We start from the raw sequence: 16,539 nt of genomic DNA, 5'->3' as shown, positions 1-16,539 counted from the left end.
AGGGATTATGAGAAAAGTTATTGCAACCGAATGTGCGCCAGGGGCGATTGGGCCTTACGTACAGGGCGTGGATCTGGGCAGCATGGTGTTGACGTCAGGTCAAATCCCGGTGTGTCCACAGACCGGTGAAGTGGCAGAAAACGTGGCCGATCAGGCACGTCAAAGCTTGGAAAACGTGAAAGCGATCGTCGAGTCCGCAGGTTTGAAAGTGAGCGATATCGTGAAGACTACCGTTTTCGTATCCGACCTGAACGACTTCGCCACCATTAACCAGGTGTACCAGCAGTTCTTTGATGAGCATCAGGCTATCTACCCCACGCGCAGTTGCGTACAGGTCGCCCGCTTACCAAAGGATGTGAAGCTGGAGATTGAAGCCATCGCCGTACGTGGCGACACGCTGTAATCCCTTGCGGGGCGATCTCAGGATCGCCCCAATCCTTAATGAGTGTGAAACCTGGTCTTCACTGAACGGCAATCCGAGGGTGTGGATATGATTAGCGCATTCGATATTTTCAAGATTGGCATTGGACCTTCCAGCTCCCATACCGTGGGGCCAATGAACGCAGGTAAAAGCTTTATCGATCTGTTGGTCAGCAGCGGAGAACTCCCCAGAACCACGCATATTGTGGTCGATCTTTACGGATCGCTTTCCCTGACCGGGAAAGGTCATGCGACAGATGTCGCGATCATGATGGGGCTGGCCGGTAACAGTCCGCAAAACGTTAATATAGACTCAATCGCTGGTTTTACTCAGGAAGTGGCCCGTACCGGACGTTTGCCGGTTGCTGAGGGCGCGCATGTTGTCGATTTCTCTCCAGATGAAAATATTCTTTTTCATACCGAAACCCTGCCACGCCATGAAAATGGCATGCGTATCACCGCGTGGAACGGCACCGAGAGGCTATTAAGCAAAACCTATTACTCCGTCGGCGGTGGTTTTATCATTGAAGAGGAGCAATTTGGGCAGGTGCATGATGTTGAAGCACACGTGCCCTACAATTTTCATTCCGCCAGCGAACTGCTGAAACTGTGCGAGCGCAATGGGCTGTCTGTTTCCGGCTTGATGATGCAAAACGAGCTGGCGATGCGCAGCAAAGAGGAAATCGATGCTGGCTTTGCCGCCATTTGGGACGTCATGCACGCCGGGATTGAGCGCGGCATGAACACCGAAGGCGTCCTGCCGGGGCCGCTTAACGTTCCGCGTCGCGCCGTGGCATTACGCCGGTTGCTGGTTTCCAGCGATAATCTGTCCAGCGACCCGATGAACGTTATTGACTGGATCAACATGTTCGCGCTGGCCGTGAGCGAAGAAAACGCCGCCGGGTGCCGGGTTGTGACGGCGCCGACCAACGGTGCATGTGGGATTATTCCCGCCGTATTGGCCTATTACGACAAGTTCCGCCGTCCGGTGAATGCGAACTCCATTGCCCGCTATTTGCTGGCCGCGGGGGCGATAGGCGCGCTGTATAAGATGAACGCCTCTATTTCTGGTGCTGAGGTGGGCTGCCAGGGTGAGATTGGCGTAGCCTGTTCAATGGCGGCTGCCGGGCTGACGGAACTGCTGGGCGGTAGCCCGTCTCAGGTCTGCATTGCAGCGGAAATCGCCATGGAGCATAACCTGGGGCTGACCTGCGATCCGGTAGCCGGACAGGTGCAAATACCGTGCATTGAACGTAATGCGATCAACGCAGTAAAAGCCGTCAACGCCGCGCGCATGGCGCTACGTCGAACGTCAGAACCACGCGTTTCGCTCGATAAAGTGATCGAGACCATGTATGAAACGGGCAAAGATATGAACGACAAATACCGTGAAACCTCACGCGGTGGGTTGGCAATTAAAGTGGTTTGTACCTGATGTGAAAAGACGTGCCTGGTCAGCGCAGCGCTATCCAGCAATAAATTAATCAATATGGCATGATAAAAAAGGTGCACGTTAGTGCGTAATGCTTGTCAGTTAACGAGGATGAGTGGCCGTAGCGATAATGGAAAGTGGCACATACGGAGGTAATGAATCTGTTGCCTCCGGCGTATTGTTACGTTCACCTTAGTGATATCACTTCTCTGAGACAATACGAGCTGTGAACGTGTTAAGGGTACTATCGCCGTACCCTTAACAATCCCGGCTCCCGGCGGGAAAATTGCCGCTCCGCGGTCCCCTCCGTTTATTCCTCCAGGCTACCGGGCCGGGCGCGAGGTAGCCTCCCTGCAAAACGCGCCCTGAACCCGCATCCCTGCGGGTTCTCCCGGCCTTACGGAAACACGTCGGCAATTTTCAGCCGGACCAGCCCACACCTGACCACCTGCGTTTTTTATCTGAACAGCAAAACAGAGTTAACTGGAAGTCAGTGCACCGTGCACGTTCACGGGTATCTGCGCTTCAGAAAAGTGATACCACTGAGGTGAACGGAACCCTGAGCAGAAATCACATGTTCTCCATAATGCTTAACTGACTGGCATTACATGTTAGTGCGCCTTTTTTGTTGTGATCTGCTTCAAATATAGAAATTAAATTCTTTATATGGAAATAAAAGAGAAAATATTTCTTAACTTTTAGAAATTACAGGGGTTTGTTTGTGAAGTTTTTCTCTGATCCTGCGCGTATGATTTCCTCATTACTCCAATAGCTCACCTGCACCGTAGTACTGCGTATCGCATTGAGGCAGTACGAAAAAAATATAAAAACCTCTACCTACACATTGAGCGGAAAATTATGGAAACGGCAACGAATAACAGCGTAATACTCGATGCATCTGCTCCGGCACGTCGGGCGGGAATGACCGAAAGTGAATGGCGCGAAGCCATTAAATTCGACAGCATGGACACCGGCTGGGTCATTATGAGTATCGGTATGGCAATTGGTGCGGGGATTGTTTTTCTTCCCGTCCAGGTGGGTTTGATGGGGCTGTGGGTGTTTTTGCTCTCCTCTATCATCGGCTACCCAGCCATGTATCTGTTCCAGCGTCTGTTTATTAATACGCTGGCTGAGTCCCCAGAGTGTAAAGACTACCCGAGCGTGATCAGCGGCTATCTGGGTAAGAACTGGGGCATCCTGTTAGGTGCGTTGTATTTTGTGATGCTGGTTATCTGGATGTTCGTCTATTCCACCGCCATCACCAACGATAGCGCCTCCTACCTGCATACTTTTGGCGTTACTGAAGGTTTACTGTCCGACAGCCCGTTCTATGGCCTGGTGCTGATTTGCATCCTGGTGGCTATCTCGTCCCGCGGGGAAAAACTGCTGTTTAAAATCTCCACCGGTATGGTACTGACCAAGCTGCTGGTGGTGGCGGCGCTTGGCGTGTCGATGGTTGGGATGTGGCATTTATATAACGTAGGTTCACTGCCGCCGATGGCGCTGCTGATCAAAAACGCGATTATCACGCTGCCGTTTACCCTGACCTCGATTCTGTTTATTCAGACCTTAAGCCCGATGGTTATCTCCTATCGTTCTCGCAATAAATCCATTGAAGTGGCACGCCATAAAGCCCTGCGAGCCATGAATATTGCGTTCGGTATTCTGTTTGTGACCGTCTTTTTCTACGCCGTTTCCTTCACGCTGGCGATGGGCCATGACGAAGCGGTTAAAGCTTATGAGCAGAACATTTCCGCTCTGGCGATTGCCGCGCAGTTTATCAGCGGCGCGGGTGCTGGCTGGGTGAAAATCGTCAGCGTTATTCTGAACATCTTTGCCGTAATGACCGCTTTCTTCGGCGTTTACTTAGGGTTCCGTGAAGCCACTCAAGGGATCGTGATGAACGTGCTGCGCCGCAAAATGCCAGCCGAGAAAATCAATGAGACCCTGGTTCAGCGCGGCATTATGGTTTTCGCTATCCTGCTGGCGTGGGGAGCCATTGTGCTCAATGCGCCGGTACTGAGCTTCACTTCTATTTGTAGCCCTATCTTCGGCATGGTGGGATGTCTGATCCCGGCCTGGTTGGTCTACAAAGTTCCTGCACTGCACAAATACAAAGGCGCTTCCCTGTATCTGATTATTGTCACGGGCCTGCTGCTGTGCGTTTCTCCGTTCCTGGCATTTTCCTGAGATATCTGAGCAAAGGTTGTTGTTATGTTTGAGACTACATTGAATCCATTATGGGATAGTTTTATCCGCGCGGTGCAGGAAGAAGTTAAGCCTGCGCTGGGCTGCACGGAACCTATCTCTCTGGCTCTGGCGGCAGCGGTCGCCTCCTCTGAGCTGGACGGCGCGGTTGAACGCATTGATGCGTGGGTCTCACCGAACCTGATGAAAAACGGCATGGGCGTTACCGTGCCGGGTACCGGAATGGTTGGGCTGCCTGTCGCGGCGGCACTGGGTGCGCTGGGGGGAAATGCCCACGCCGGTTTAGAGGTACTGAAAGACGCCTCGCCTCAAGCGATTGCCGATGCGAAAGCGATGCTTACCGCCGGGAAGGTCGCGGTGATGCTGCAGGAGCCATGCGAGGACATTCTCTTCTCCCGTGCGAAGGTTTATAGCGCTGAGGGATGGGCGTGCGTGACGATTGTTGGTGGTCATACCAACATTGTGCACATTGAGACCAATAAGGGCGTGGTGTTCACGACAGAACAGAACGCTCAGGAAGAGGAGCAAGAGTCACCGCTGGCGGTATTGTCCCACACGTCGCTGGAAGAGATTCTGGCGTTCGTGAACGCGGTACCGTTTGAGTCAATCCGCTTTATTCTCGATGCGGCGAAACTGAACGGTGCGCTGTCCCAGGAAGGGCTGCGCGGTAACTGGGGCTTGCACATCGGAACCACGCTTGAGAAGCAGTGCGCGCGTGGCCTGCTGGCGAACGATCTCTCCACCTCTATTCTGATCCGCACCAGTGCGGCATCGGATGCGCGAATGGGCGGGGCGACGCTTCCGGCAATGAGCAACTCGGGCTCCGGTAATCAGGGGATTACCGCGACCGTTCCGGTAATGGTGGTGGCTGAGCACTTTGGTGCGGATGAAGAGAAACTGGCGCGTGCGCTGATGTTGTCTCACCTGAGCGCTATCTACATCCATCATCAGCTTCCGCGTTTGTCTGCACTGTGTGCGGCAACCACGGCGGCGATGGGCGCCGCGGCGGGGATGGCGTGGATTGTTGATGGTCGCTACAACACCATCGCGATGGCAATCAGCAGCATGATTGGCGACGTGAGCGGAATGATTTGCGATGGCGCCTCAAACAGCTGCGCGATGAAAGTTTCAACCAGCGCATCTGCGGCGTGGAAAGCGGTGCTGATGGCGCTGGATGATACCGCTGTGACCGGCAATGAAGGGATTGTGGCGCACAACGTGGAGCAATCTATCACGAACCTGTGTGCGCTGGCGTGTCGCTCGATGCAGGAAACCGACAAGCAGATCATTGAGATCATGGCCAGTAAGGCACATTAATCTGCAGGCCGGGTAAGGCGGAATCGCCCCCGGCATAACTCTAAGCCGCCTTTTCAGGCGGCTTCTTCGTCTTCCAGCCGTAGCTCGGCATCCGCCACAATCGCTTCCAGCTCTGTCAGCATTTCTTCATAGCCGAAGGTCACAGTATCCTGTTTTTTCGGCTCAACCTGCGGCTGGCGTTTTTTTGATGATTTCTTGCTCAATAGTCGTACTCCATTGTTTTCCCTGACTATACGGGCAAATCTATCAGCAAAGCGCGCAGCGCGGTATCGGCGACTAACGTTATGTTAGTTTCGTCACGAATAAATGCGCCATCGCCGCAGGTGAGCGCTTCCTTTTCGGCGCCAGATGTCACCGCATGGAATCTGCCGTGGATCGACTGTAAGTAAGCCCGCGGCCCATGTAACTGAAAACTCAGCGATTCACCTTGTTGCAGTTCAACGTGGTGCACCCATACCTGTTGACGCAGATGCAGGCTGCCTTGTTCACCATCCGGCGAGGCGAGCAACTGATGCTTACCGGCACTCAGCGTGGCTTTCTGTACGCAGGCGTTTTCGCGCTGCGGGCAGGCATCCAGCCAGAGCTGCATTCGGGTTAACGGTTTATCTTTGCTGATATTGTGTTCGCTGTAGCTAATTCCCGGCTGTGTGGCGAGCAGTAAAACTTCTCCTGCCTTGGCCTGGATATGGTTACCTTCACTGTCGCGATACTCCGCTTCCCCTTCGAGGATCAGATTGACGATATCTACCTTCGGATAGGTACGTGGCTGGAAAGAGGCTCCCGGTGCCAGAACTTCCTGGTTCAGAACACGCAGCGAGGCATAACCCAGCAGTTTAGGATCAAAATAGTGTCCAAAGGAGAAGGTATAACGGGCCTGCAGCCAGCCGTAGTCTGCTTGCCCGCATTGTTTGGCTGTACGGGTAGTAATCATAGTTCTTGACCTCTCTTTACTTCCTTTTATGTTAAATGGCTAGACGCTGCATTGTTAGCCAGATATTCTGCCCGGTATGTTCAAATTTCCTGAATGAGAACGAGATGGCCAAAGAAAGGGCTTTAACGCTTGAGGCGTTACGCGTCATGGACGCAATAGACCGGCGTGGCAGCTTTGCCGCCGCGGCGGACGAACTGGGGCGCGTTCCTTCCGCGCTCAGCTATACCATGCAGAAGCTGGAGGAAGAGCTGGACGTCGTGCTGTTCGACCGTTCAGGTCATCGCACAAAATTCACCAACGTCGGGCGTATGCTGCTGGAACGTGGGCGTGTACTGTTGGAAGCTGCGGATAAGCTGACCACCGATGCCGAAGCGCTGGCTCGCGGTTGGGAAACGCATCTGACCATCGTCACCGAAGCGCTGGTGCCGACGGCGGCGTTTTTCCCGCTGATCGACAGACTTGCCGGGAAGGCCAATACCCAGCTTTCCGTTATTACCGAAGTTCTGGCCGGGGCGTGGGAGCGTCTGGAGCAGGGGCGGGCGGATATCGTGATTGCGCCGGATATGCATTTTCGCTCATCTTCGGAAATCAACTCGCGCAAGCTGTACTCGTTGATGAACGTATATGTGGCGGCCCCGGATCATCCAATTCATCAGGAGCCGGAACCGTTGTCGGAAGTCACCCGCGTGAAGTACCGAGGAATCGCGGTGGCGGACACGGCCCGCGAACGCCCGGTGCTGACGGTTCAACTGCTGGATAAACAGCCGCGTCTGACGGTGAGTTCGATAGAAGATAAACGCCAGGCGCTGTTGGCCGGCCTTGGCGTGGCGACGATGCCATATCCGCTGGTGGAAGAGGACATTGCGGCGGGTCGGTTGCGTGTGGTTAGCCCGGAATCGACAAGCGAAATTGATATTATTATGGCCTGGCGTCGAGACAGCATGGGCGAAGCGAAATCCTGGTGTTTGCGGGAAATTCCCAAGCTGTTTGCGGGTAAATAGCAGGGCTGTTACGCCGGATGCGGTGCAAATGCACCTTATCCGGCCGACAAGATGGTGTATTACATCAGGACAGTTGTTTAGGGTCAGCGCCGAAGCGGTTGCTCCCCTGAGTCCCGTTTTGACAGTTGAAAATGATGATTACCAACCAGCCTACGATCGGGATCAGCAGCACCAGTAGCCACCAGGCCGAGCGGTCGGTGTCATGTAAACGCCGGAACTGCACCGCCCACCACGGGATAAAGACCAGAACCCCATAAATCGTCGTTAATATGCCTTCCCCTCCGGCGCGTTCCCAGCCAAGCATTCTGTCCAGAATGCCCAGCACGAACGTAAAGATGATGTTGACCAGCACAAACATCCAGTATTCTTTACGACGCGCGCGGCCCCCAAAACCAAAGTAGTTCTTTAATACGTTTAAATACCAATCCATTTTTGCCTCGTTCTGTATTCAATTACTTGTTTTTAAAGCAATCAAATTAAGAATAGCCGTGAATGGAATACTGGTAAATATTTGCTGTATTAATTATTTGGCCCCCAAAGGGGACCCGTGTAAATCAGGCAAAACGGTCATCACGCCCGTGGGGTTCGTTGAGGTCCTGCCACGGTCCGACAGAAATAATGCCGGTCGGGTTAATGGTTTTGTGGCTACGGAAGTAGTGATTGCGGATGTGATCGAAATTAACGGTCTCCGCAATGCCTGGCATCTGGTAGATATCGCGCAGGAAACCGTACAGGTTCAGATAGTCGCTAATCCGGTGTTTGTCGCACTTGAAGTGCGTCACATACACAGGATCAAAGCGCACCAGCGTGGTCCACAGGCGAATATCGGCCTCTGTTAACTGGTCCCCGGTCAGGTAGCGATGTTGCCCAAGGATCTGCTCCAGCCGCGCCAGAGATTGAAAGACTTTTTCTACGGCGTCGTCGTAGGCTTCCTGACTGGTGGCAAATCCGGCTTTATACACGCCGTTATTGACGTTGTCATAAATCCAGCCGTTGAGCTCGTCGATTTTAGTTTGCAGAGCGGGTGGATAGTAATCCCCGGCTTTCGCGCCCAGCGCATCAAACGCAGTGTTAAACATACGGATGATATCTGCAGATTCGTTGCTGACAATGGTGTGGTTCTTTTTGTCCCACAGCACCGGAACGGTCACCCGACCGCTGTAGTGCGGATCGGCGTGTAAATAGAGTTGATAAAGAAATTCGTGCTGATACAGGGTATCGCCGGTTGCCGCCGGGAAGTTATCGTCAAAGGTCCAGCCGTTTTCCAGCATCAGCGGATGCACAACGGAAACGGAAATAAACGGTTCCAGCCCTTTGAGTTTACGCAAGATCAGTGTGCGATGCGCCCACGGACAGGCCAGAGAAACGTAGAGATGATAGCGGTCTTTTTCGGCGGCGAAACCCCCTTCGCCCGTTGGACCCGGTGCGCCATCCGCGGTGAGCCAGTTACGGAAAGCTGATGCAGAGCGTTGAAATTTTCCCCCGGTTGATTTGGTGTCATACCAGGTGTCATGCCATACGCCGTCAATGAGTTGTCCCATGATTTTCGCCTCCTCAGATAGCAAAAGCGAGGAGATGTCTCCTCGCTTTTTGATGCGTTTAGTATAGCTCGCTTACCATTTTTTATTCAGTACACGGTCGATGCTGAATGCGCCCGGACCGGTGATAGCCAGCAGCAGGAAGCCGCCTGCGATGGTCAGGTTTTTCATAAACATCAGAGAGTTCACACCTTCCGCAAAGTTGCTGTGGAAGAGGAACGCCGTCAGCAGCGTGAAGCCCGCGGTGAACAGCGCAGTAGTACGGGTCAGGAAACCAAACAGGATGGCCAGACCGCCGCCAAACTCAAGCAGGATAACCAGCGGTAACATAAATCCTGGGACGCCCATGGCTTCCATGTACTGTTGGGTACCCGCATATCCGGTGATTTTTCCCCAACCTGCGGTAATAAACAGGATTGGCATCAGAATGCGCGCTACCAGTACACCAACATCTTCTAATTTCTTCATCATACTCTCCAGGAAACCACTCAGGCGGCTTATTGTGTTTTTTTGTGCAACGACGTCGCAGAGTGCGTCGTTGCTGTCGATGGAGAGAATCATAAACGCGGCTAATGACAATTGTTAGCAAGGAAAACTGTCAGAAATTTTCAAAAAATTTGAGGTTAGGGGGAGAGGTGATTAGCCGCGCAGTTGCTGTTGTCTGATGGTCGATTTAACCAGACGCCAGATGCTCCACACGCTAAAGCCGCGTTTAGCCCAGCGTACCAGCAGATTCGGGTTACGAATGGTGCGAACCGCCATAATACTGCTTCCGACCAACACCCAGCCACGCAGGTTCAGCAGCGTCTTCCAGCCACGATCGTAAACTTCGGTGGCTTCAAGCCAGTCGCGGCGAGTGGCAGACAGATCCAGCCTTTGCTGCTGGATCTGTCCAAGCAGTTGCGCCTTACGTTGTTGACGTTCGACTTTACTGCTCATTATGCATCATCCTCCAGGGCCTGCCTGTCGTTAGCGAGTTCATTGCGCGTATGGCGTAGCAGCGTTGTTTTACGCGCTTTACTCAGCGTCCATAGCCCGCCGATAAGCGCTAAAAGCAACAGCACAACGGTGGTGGCAATCATGGCGTTCAGGCGATACTGCGGGTCTATGGCCCAGATGATAAGCACCATCAGGCTCATCAGACCAAACGCCGCGAACAGCATGGTCAGCCCAAGCATCAGCAGGATCTGGATGAGATTGGCTTTTTCCTCTTCCAGCTCAACGACGGCCAGCCGCAGCCGCGTCTCTACGATCTCAACGAGAATCGTCAGGATCCGCTGTCCAATACCCAGTACGCCTTTGCCTGGACCTTGTGCGTGTTGAGAGTCTGCCATTATTAACGGCGCGACAGCAGTACACCAAGTACCACACCGACTGCAGCGCCAATGCCGACGCCTGTCCATGGGTTTTCGCGTACGTAGTTATCGGCTTTTGCCGCGGCCTCACGGGTCTGTTTGGCAATCACATCGCTGGTTTCGCTCAGACGATGGCGGCTCTCGCGTAACGCATGTTCGGCTTTGCTGCGAATTTTACTCATCTCTTCCTTCGACTTATCGCCAGAGGAGCTAAGTACTTCTTCAAGCGTATCCGCAAGAGATTTCAGCTCAGCGCGCAGGTTTTCCGTAGCATTATCTTTCGACATAGTTTTCTCCAGTTGAGTGGCTAGTTACCGTACTTAGTAATCGCGTGTCTCCAGTTCTTTCAGCTCTTGCTGAGCTTCAGCAAGCTTATGTTCGCGCTTGGCTATCTTATCCGCATCGCCTTTTTGCTTCGCCTCGGCCAAATCACGTTGACGCTCGGCTATCTCATTTTTCTGCTCGGCGATTTTTTTCTGATGGTCGGCGCGCAGTTTGCTGTCAGTACAATTTGCCCGAACTTCGCTCAGCGCTTTGTTCAGACCATTGATGCGGTTTTGATTGTTGTGCTTTTCGGCATAGCTTATCTCCCGCTGAATATCCTGTTCTTTTTCCTGACAGAGGGTGGAGGCGTAACTGCCGGCACTGAGAGCGAAAAGACTAATTGCTAAAGCGATGCGGTATTTCATTCTTGAACCTTCCATTGTGATTCGACCTTGTGGCTTTGGCCGATGCTCCAGAATAATAAAGCAATGGGTCATAAACCCAGTTTATTAATCATAGGCGCTAAATGATGAAATCACCAAAGTGAGTGATCTAATTCAGATTCCTGGAGATTAACCAAAACGGTGCGGGGTATCACGTAAGCGGGATAACCACTGTACCGCCTGATTATCATCATCCTGCTGAGCAATAACGAAACCGTGCGGTAACGTTCGGTCCAGCACGACCTTTGCGGCTGCGCTTTGCGCGCTGGAATCAAAGGTGATCAGCAGCGCGTCATTTTGCGGAGTAATGCTTTTAAAGCGAATGCCGTTGGCGTCCAGGTGATGCCAGATAGAGAAGCCATCAGGCATGGTGGCTCCCTGGTTTACAGCACGAATGGCAAGCGTTGACTCCTGCTGGCGGATGACCGACCAAGTCAGGAGCAGCGCGCCGATAAACAGCATAAAAGTAGTCGTCCAGGCCAGTCGTCGGAGTGTTATGCATGATTTCAGCATAATTTACCCTCGGTTCCCGTATTTCTTTTTCCAAAGCACAACCAGGGAACCTGCCAGACCAAACACCAGTAACACCACGGGAAGCAGCATCAGACAAGACATCAGCTGATCTTCATATTTGAGAAACACTGGCGTTTTGCCCAGCAGATAGCCAAGCGTTGTGAGAATCAGAACCCAAAGCAGTCCGCTCATCCAGTTAAAGAACTGAAAGCGCGCATTGTTCAGACCGGACAATCCTGCGATGGTCGGCAGTAATGTTCTGACAAACGCGATAAAGCGACCGACCAACAGGGCAGACAAGCCATGCTTATGGAACAGATGATGTGCGCGCTGATGGTAGTGCGCGGGTAGATGAGACAGCCAGTTTTGAACGGTGCGGGTATTTCCCAGCCATCTCCCCTGGATATAGCTGAGCCAGCAACCCAGGCTGGCCGCGGTGGTGAGCAGCAGTACCGTTTGCGGAAAACCCATCGCGCCTTTAGCGATAAGTACGCCGACCAGTACCAGTAGACTGTCGCCAGGTAAAAAGGCTGCTGGCAGCAGTCCATTTTCCAGAAACAAAATGGTAAACAGTACGAAATAGAGCATGCCAATCATGGAGGGATTGGCCAGCGTTTCAAAATCCTGAGCCCATAAAGCATTCAGTAATTGAGTCAGTAGTTCCATTCAATATTCCTGGAGAATCGGTTGTCGTCATGCCGGTATTCTGGAGTTTGTAACGCCGCAATTTTATTGGTGTTTTTTACATGGATCGCGGTCTGACACAAATTCACGGCCTGAACTATTCCCTGTAAAGTTGTGAAGTAAGCAAGCTCTCAAACACAAAAATTCAAATAACAACTAATTGTAACAAAGGTCAACGTAGTCCGTTATAGAAATTACGGGTGTTGCACTGTGATTTTGCTTATCGCAATGGAGGGAGGCGAGAGGATTTACACAGGCTGACACTTTATACCTAATGCTTACCAAGCGTCAGAAACAGGCGCTTTGTCGCGCCTGCATCGTTAAGATTGTTTATTTTGCGCCGTTAGCTGCCGTATCGAGATGAATGACGGGATTATCGGTAAAAAGATAACGGTCTGCGTTGAATTCAAAATCATCGCTGGTTTCGTTAAACAGCATCTGCTTTGTGTTCTCAAGATGCTGCCACATCGCCAGTTTGGCGGCGTGTGGATCTTTGCGAATCAGCGCCCGCAGGATCTGGTCATGGTCGTCGCACCAGTTATCTATCGTGCGCAGGTCGATGTGGTCGTGCAGCTTCTTCCAGTAGGGGTTGTGAATACGCTGAGTCCACATTTTTTCAACAATCGCGGCCAGGGCAGAGTTCTGTGTTGCCAGCGCGACCTGCACATGGAACAGGAGATCCCACTCGGAGTCACGAAAGCTTTTTTCGTTACGCGACTTCTCCTGAATTTCCATCAGTTTCATGATGTCCTGTTTGGTCACCTGGGTGGCGGCAAACTCAGCAATGTTGCTTTCTATGAGCTGGCGAGCCTGGAGCAGCTCAAACGGACCGTAGCTGGCGAACTCCAGACTTTCATCTGGTGCGACATAGTGTTTGGGTTGGTTTGAAATGACGTGGATCCCCGATCCTTTACGCACTTCAACGTAGCCCTCAACCTCGAGCATGATAATCGCTTCACGAACCACGGTGCGGCTGACATTTTTTTCATCGGCGATAAAGCGCTCGGCGGGGAGTTTGTCACCCACCAGGTAGACACCCTGCTCAATGCGTTCTTTCAGATCAGCGGCAAGTTGTTGGTACAAACGTCGTGGTTCGGTGATTTCCATATGCGCTCCAGGCATGATACGGCAGACTCTATTTGTTATACCACTTTTGCGATTACGGCTCCACTCGCGGCGATAAAAAAGCCGCCAGATGACTGGCGGCTTAGCATTACATAACCTTGTTAAATCGTGTCTGGTTAACTTTGCGCAGCGGGATCGCCAGTTTGCGAAGCTGACTCTACCTCGCTGGCCGATTTGTTCTGCAATACCGTCCAGATGACTAACGCGCCGAGCAGGTCGAATACCGCCAGTACGGCGAACAGCGGGCTGAAGCCGATGGTGTCAGCCAGCGCGCCAACGACCAGCGCAAACAGCGTACTTGCAAGCCATGCGGACATACCGGTCAGACCGTTCGCGGTTGCCACTTCATTACGACCAAATACGTCAGAAGAGAGCGTGATCAGCGCACCGGACAGCGCCTGGTGAGCAAAGCCGCCGACGCACAGCAGGGCGATAGCAATGTACGGGCTGGTGAACAGACCGATCATCCCTGGGCCAATCATCAGCAATGCGCCCATGGTGACGACCATTTTACGGGAAACGATCAGGTTAACGCCGAACCAGCGCTGGAACAGCGGCGGTAAGTACCCCCCTACGATACAGCCCAGGTCAGCAAACAGCATCGGCATCCAGGCAAACATCGCAATCTCTTTCAGGTTAAAGCCGTAGACTTTAAACATGAACAGCGGGATCCAGGCGTTGAAGGTACCCCAGGCCGGCTCTGCCAGGAAACGCGGCAGCGCGATGCCCCAGAACTGGCGGTTACGCAGGATCTGACCGAGAGACATTTTCTTGGCGGTGCTGTTTTTATGCTGTGATTCCTGACCATTCAGAATGTAATCACGTTCTTCATCAGACAGTTTTTTCTGGTCGCGTGGGTGTTTGTAAAATACCAACCAGCACATGGCCCAGATAAAGCTCAGGGCACCGGAAATAATGAATGCCATCTGCCAGCTGTGCATGACGATAGCCCAGACGACCAGCGGCGGAGCAATCATCGCGCCGATAGAGGAACCGACGTTAAAGTAACCCACGGCGATTGAACGTTCTTTTGCCGGGAACCATTCAGAACTGGCTTTCAGACCCGCAGGGATCATCGCAGCTTCAGCGGCACCGACTGCGCCTCGCGCCAGCGCCAGTCCACCCCAGCTGCCAGCAAGTGCGGTCGCGCCACAGAAGACGGCCCACAGAACGGCGAACATCGCGTAACCAATTTTTGTGCCGAGCACATCGAGCACGTAGCCGGCAACAGGTTGCATTACGGTGTAAGCAGCAGAATACGCTGCGATGATATAGGAATACTGTTGGGTGGAGATGTGTAACTCTTCCATCAGAGTTGGCGCAGCTGCCGCCACAGTGTTACGTGTCAGATAACCCAGCACGGTGCCAAGCGTCACCAGTGCGATCATGTACCAACGTAACCCTTTAATTTTACGCATGTAAAACCTCATCGTTTTGTTATGTCCGCGAACGAGCGGTCATCTTCCAGTTCAGGGAGGAGGATGTTCTTTTACGAGGGGGTAACCGAAAAAAAGCCGGTACTCCCCGAACTCTGCCATGTCAATATTTGTGCTAATTCGGTTTCCGTACCGGTTAATCCGATGGTGATACATCGGTAATTTGCATTCCGTCGGCTTATGTATCGCGACGGCAAAAAGATAACTTGTCATACAGCTTTAAAAGGTGAGTGCCATCACAAAAGTGTGAATCTTCGTGTGGTCATTATTTCGATTCAGCAAAGCCAGTACTGGTGCGGCTTGGCGCGCGGTTTACCTCTTTGAGAGTAATTTTTTTGTCGCCATTTGTTGATCTAACTCACGAAAATATCTTCAGTGTATGGAAATTGGTGTGATAACTTTGTCAACATCAAAACATAAGCAATCTGACGCACTCGCTGAGAGGAAGACGATAATGACCCCGTTTATGACTGAAGATTTCCTGTTGGACACCGAATTTGCCCGCCGTCTGTATCATGATTACGCCAAAGACCAGCCAATCTTCGACTACCACTGCCATTTGCCACCGCAACAAATCGCGGAAAACTACCGTTTTAATAACCTGTATGACATCTGGCTGAAGGGTGACCACTACAAGTGGCGTGCGATGCGTACTAACGGCGTCGCTGAGCTCCTGTGTACCGGCGATGCGTCCGATCGCGAGAAGTTTGACGCCTGGGCCGCCACGGTTCCGCACACAATCGGTAACCCGCTGTACCATTGGACCCACCTCGAATTACGTCGCCCGTTTGGTATTACAGGTAAGCTGTTGTCTCCGGCAACGGCTGACGAAATCTGGAACCAGTGCAATGAACTGCTGGCGCAGGACAAATTCTCCGCGCGCGGCATCATGCAGCAGATGAATGTGAAAATGGTCGGTACTACCGATGACCCGATCGACTCTCTTGAGCATCACGCGGCCGTTGCTAAAGACGCAAGCTTTGATGTGAAAGTGCTGCCGAGCTGGCGTCCGGATAAAGCCTTTAACATTGAGCAGGCGACCTTTAATGACTATATGGCGAAGCTCGGTGAGGTGTCTGACACGGATATCCGCCGCTTCAGCGACCTGCAAGCTGCGCTGACCAAACGTCTGGATCACTTTGCGGCTCACGGCTGTAAAGTCTCTGACCACGCGCTGGACGTGGTGCTGTTTGCTGAATCTAACGAATCTGAACTGGATAGCATTCTGTCACGCCGCCTGGCGGGTGAAACGCTGAGCGAGCATGAAGTTGCCCAGTTTAAAACCGCGGTGCTGGTGTTCCTCGGTGCGGAATACGCGCGTCGTGAATGGGTACAGCAGTACCATATCGGCGCGCTGCGTAATAACAACCTGCGTCAGTTCAAACTGTTGGGTGCGGATGTCGGCTTCGACTCCATCAACGATCGCCCGATGGCCGAAGAGCTGTCCAAACTGCTGAGCAAGCAGAACGAACAGAACCTGCTGCCGAAAACCATTCTCTACTGCCTGAACCCGCGCGATAACGAAGTGCTGGGCACCATGATCGGCAACTTCCAGGGCGAAGGTATGCCGGGCAAGATGCAGTTCGGTTCCGGCTGGTGGTTCAACGATCAGAAAGACGGTATGGAACGTCAGATGACGCAACTGGCCCAGCTCGGTCTGCTGAGCCGTTTCGTCGGCATGCTGACCGATAGCCGTAGCTTCCTGTCATACACGCGCCATGAATACTTCCGTCGCATCCTGTGCCAGGTGATTGGCCGTTGGGTTGCTGCAGGTGAAGCGCCGGCAGATATCCAGCTGTTGGGTGAAATGGTCAGAAATATTTGCTTCAACAATGCGCGTGATTATTTCGCCATTGAACTGAACTAAGGCCT

The 16,539-nt window shown here is 52.6% G+C and carries 19 protein-coding genes; 6 read left to right on the top strand and 13 right to left on the bottom strand.

The annotated features are described in order from the left end of the window. Nucleotides 1-7 precede the first annotated feature (7 nt). The 4 genes from HV302_RS03440 to HV302_RS03425 all read left to right on the top strand — a co-directional run bounded on the left by HV302_RS03440 (nt 8) and on the right by HV302_RS03425 (nt 5,377). Nucleotides 8-403: an enamine/imine deaminase gene (locus HV302_RS03440; RefSeq protein WP_016157544.1), complete on the top strand. Its 396-nt coding sequence runs from the start codon at nt 8-10 to the stop codon at nt 401-403. A gap of 87 nt (nt 404-490) precedes the next feature. After that, nucleotides 491-1,855, top strand: coding sequence for an L-serine ammonia-lyase (gene tdcG / locus HV302_RS03435; protein WP_047413964.1), 1,365 nt, complete (start codon nt 491-493; stop codon nt 1,853-1,855). Between the two features lie 855 nt (nt 1,856-2,710). Then, nucleotides 2,711-4,042: an amino acid permease gene (locus HV302_RS03430; protein ID WP_016157542.1), complete on the top strand. Its 1,332-nt coding sequence runs from the start codon at nt 2,711-2,713 to the stop codon at nt 4,040-4,042. A gap of 24 nt (nt 4,043-4,066) precedes the next feature. Next, nucleotides 4,067-5,377: an L-cysteine desulfidase family protein gene (locus HV302_RS03425; RefSeq protein ID WP_016154627.1), complete on the top strand. Its 1,311-nt coding sequence runs from the start codon at nt 4,067-4,069 to the stop codon at nt 5,375-5,377. Between the two features lie 53 nt (nt 5,378-5,430). On the opposite strand, the gene HV302_RS03420 is transcribed toward HV302_RS03425, so the two are convergent. Further along, the gene (locus tag HV302_RS03420) at nt 5,431-5,580 is read right to left on the bottom strand and encodes a hypothetical protein (RefSeq protein WP_016157540.1); all 150 of its coding nucleotides are present in this window, start codon (nt 5,578-5,580) and stop codon (nt 5,431-5,433) included. A 26-nt stretch (nt 5,581-5,606) separates the two neighbouring features. Further along, on the bottom strand, nt 5,607-6,308 hold the full coding sequence (locus HV302_RS03415; protein ID WP_016157539.1) for a pirin family protein: 702 nt from the start codon (nt 6,306-6,308) through the stop codon (nt 5,607-5,609). 104 nt (nt 6,309-6,412) lie between these two features. Here HV302_RS03415 and yhaJ point away from each other — a divergent pair, with 104 nt between their 5' ends. Continuing rightward, nucleotides 6,413-7,309 (top strand): DNA-binding transcriptional regulator YhaJ, encoded by an 897-nt coding sequence (yhaJ, locus tag HV302_RS03410; RefSeq protein WP_016154624.1) that lies wholly within the window; start codon nt 6,413-6,415, stop codon nt 7,307-7,309. Between the two features lie 64 nt (nt 7,310-7,373). Here the strand turns inward: yhaJ and HV302_RS03405 are convergent, their stop codons facing one another. The 11 genes from HV302_RS03405 to HV302_RS03355 all read right to left on the bottom strand — a co-directional run bounded on the left by HV302_RS03405 (nt 7,374) and on the right by HV302_RS03355 (nt 14,649). Beyond that, a complete protein-coding gene (locus tag HV302_RS03405; RefSeq protein ID WP_016154623.1) occupies nt 7,374-7,739 on the bottom strand; it encodes a DUF805 domain-containing protein in 366 nt (121 codons plus the stop codon). A 124-nt stretch (nt 7,740-7,863) separates the two neighbouring features. Next, nucleotides 7,864-8,850, bottom strand: a complete 987-nt coding sequence (gene yqjG, locus HV302_RS03400; RefSeq protein WP_016154622.1) for a glutathionyl-hydroquinone reductase YqjG — start codon at nt 8,848-8,850, stop codon at nt 7,864-7,866. 72 nt (nt 8,851-8,922) lie between these two features. Then, complete coding sequence (locus HV302_RS03395; RefSeq protein ID WP_003024847.1) at nt 8,923-9,315, bottom strand: DoxX family protein; 393 nt, start codon at nt 9,313-9,315, stop codon at nt 8,923-8,925. A gap of 171 nt (nt 9,316-9,486) precedes the next feature. After that, a complete protein-coding gene (locus HV302_RS03390; protein WP_003024845.1) occupies nt 9,487-9,786 on the bottom strand; it encodes a YqjK-like family protein in 300 nt (99 codons plus the stop codon). After that, nucleotides 9,786-10,181 carry a phage holin family protein gene (locus tag HV302_RS03385; RefSeq protein WP_016157537.1) on the bottom strand — a complete coding sequence of 132 codons (396 nt, stop codon included), beginning with the start codon at nt 10,179-10,181 and terminating at the stop codon, nt 9,786-9,788. The genes HV302_RS03390 and HV302_RS03385 overlap by 1 nt, the downstream gene beginning before the upstream one ends. 2 nt (nt 10,182-10,183) lie before the next feature. Beyond that, complete coding sequence (locus HV302_RS03380; protein ID WP_003024832.1) at nt 10,184-10,489, bottom strand: DUF883 family protein; 306 nt, start codon at nt 10,487-10,489, stop codon at nt 10,184-10,186. Nucleotides 10,490-10,522: 33 nt separating this feature from the next. Continuing rightward, nucleotides 10,523-10,891: a DUF1090 domain-containing protein gene (locus tag HV302_RS03375; protein ID WP_016154619.1), complete on the bottom strand. Its 369-nt coding sequence runs from the start codon at nt 10,889-10,891 to the stop codon at nt 10,523-10,525. A 147-nt stretch (nt 10,892-11,038) separates the two neighbouring features. Continuing rightward, nucleotides 11,039-11,407: an EnvZ/OmpR regulon moderator MzrA gene (gene mzrA / locus HV302_RS03370; protein ID WP_029139667.1), complete on the bottom strand. Its 369-nt coding sequence runs from the start codon at nt 11,405-11,407 to the stop codon at nt 11,039-11,041. Nucleotides 11,408-11,425: 18 nt separating this feature from the next. Beyond that, the gene (gene yqjA, locus HV302_RS03365) at nt 11,426-12,088 is read right to left on the bottom strand and encodes a DedA family general envelope maintenance protein YqjA (RefSeq protein ID WP_003024820.1); all 663 of its coding nucleotides are present in this window, start codon (nt 12,086-12,088) and stop codon (nt 11,426-11,428) included. Nucleotides 12,089-12,436: 348 nt separating this feature from the next. Beyond that, the gene (gene exuR, locus HV302_RS03360; RefSeq protein ID WP_047499647.1) at nt 12,437-13,213 is read right to left on the bottom strand and encodes a transcriptional regulator ExuR; all 777 of its coding nucleotides are present in this window, start codon (nt 13,211-13,213) and stop codon (nt 12,437-12,439) included. A 134-nt stretch (nt 13,214-13,347) separates the two neighbouring features. Then, nucleotides 13,348-14,649, bottom strand: a complete 1,302-nt coding sequence (locus HV302_RS03355) for an MFS transporter (protein WP_016154616.1) — start codon at nt 14,647-14,649, stop codon at nt 13,348-13,350. A gap of 472 nt (nt 14,650-15,121) precedes the next feature. Between HV302_RS03355 and uxaC the strand changes: the two genes are divergently transcribed. After that, complete coding sequence (uxaC, locus tag HV302_RS03350; RefSeq protein WP_181626910.1) at nt 15,122-16,534, top strand: glucuronate isomerase; 1,413 nt, start codon at nt 15,122-15,124, stop codon at nt 16,532-16,534. Nucleotides 16,535-16,539 lie beyond the last annotated feature (5 nt).

This window comes from Citrobacter sp. RHBSTW-00859 (assembly GCF_013729795.1).
GTDB lineage: Bacteria > Pseudomonadota > Gammaproteobacteria > Enterobacterales > Enterobacteriaceae > Citrobacter > Citrobacter braakii.
Note: the sequence above shows the minus strand (reverse complement) of the source record. Positions and strands in the feature narration are given on the sequence as shown.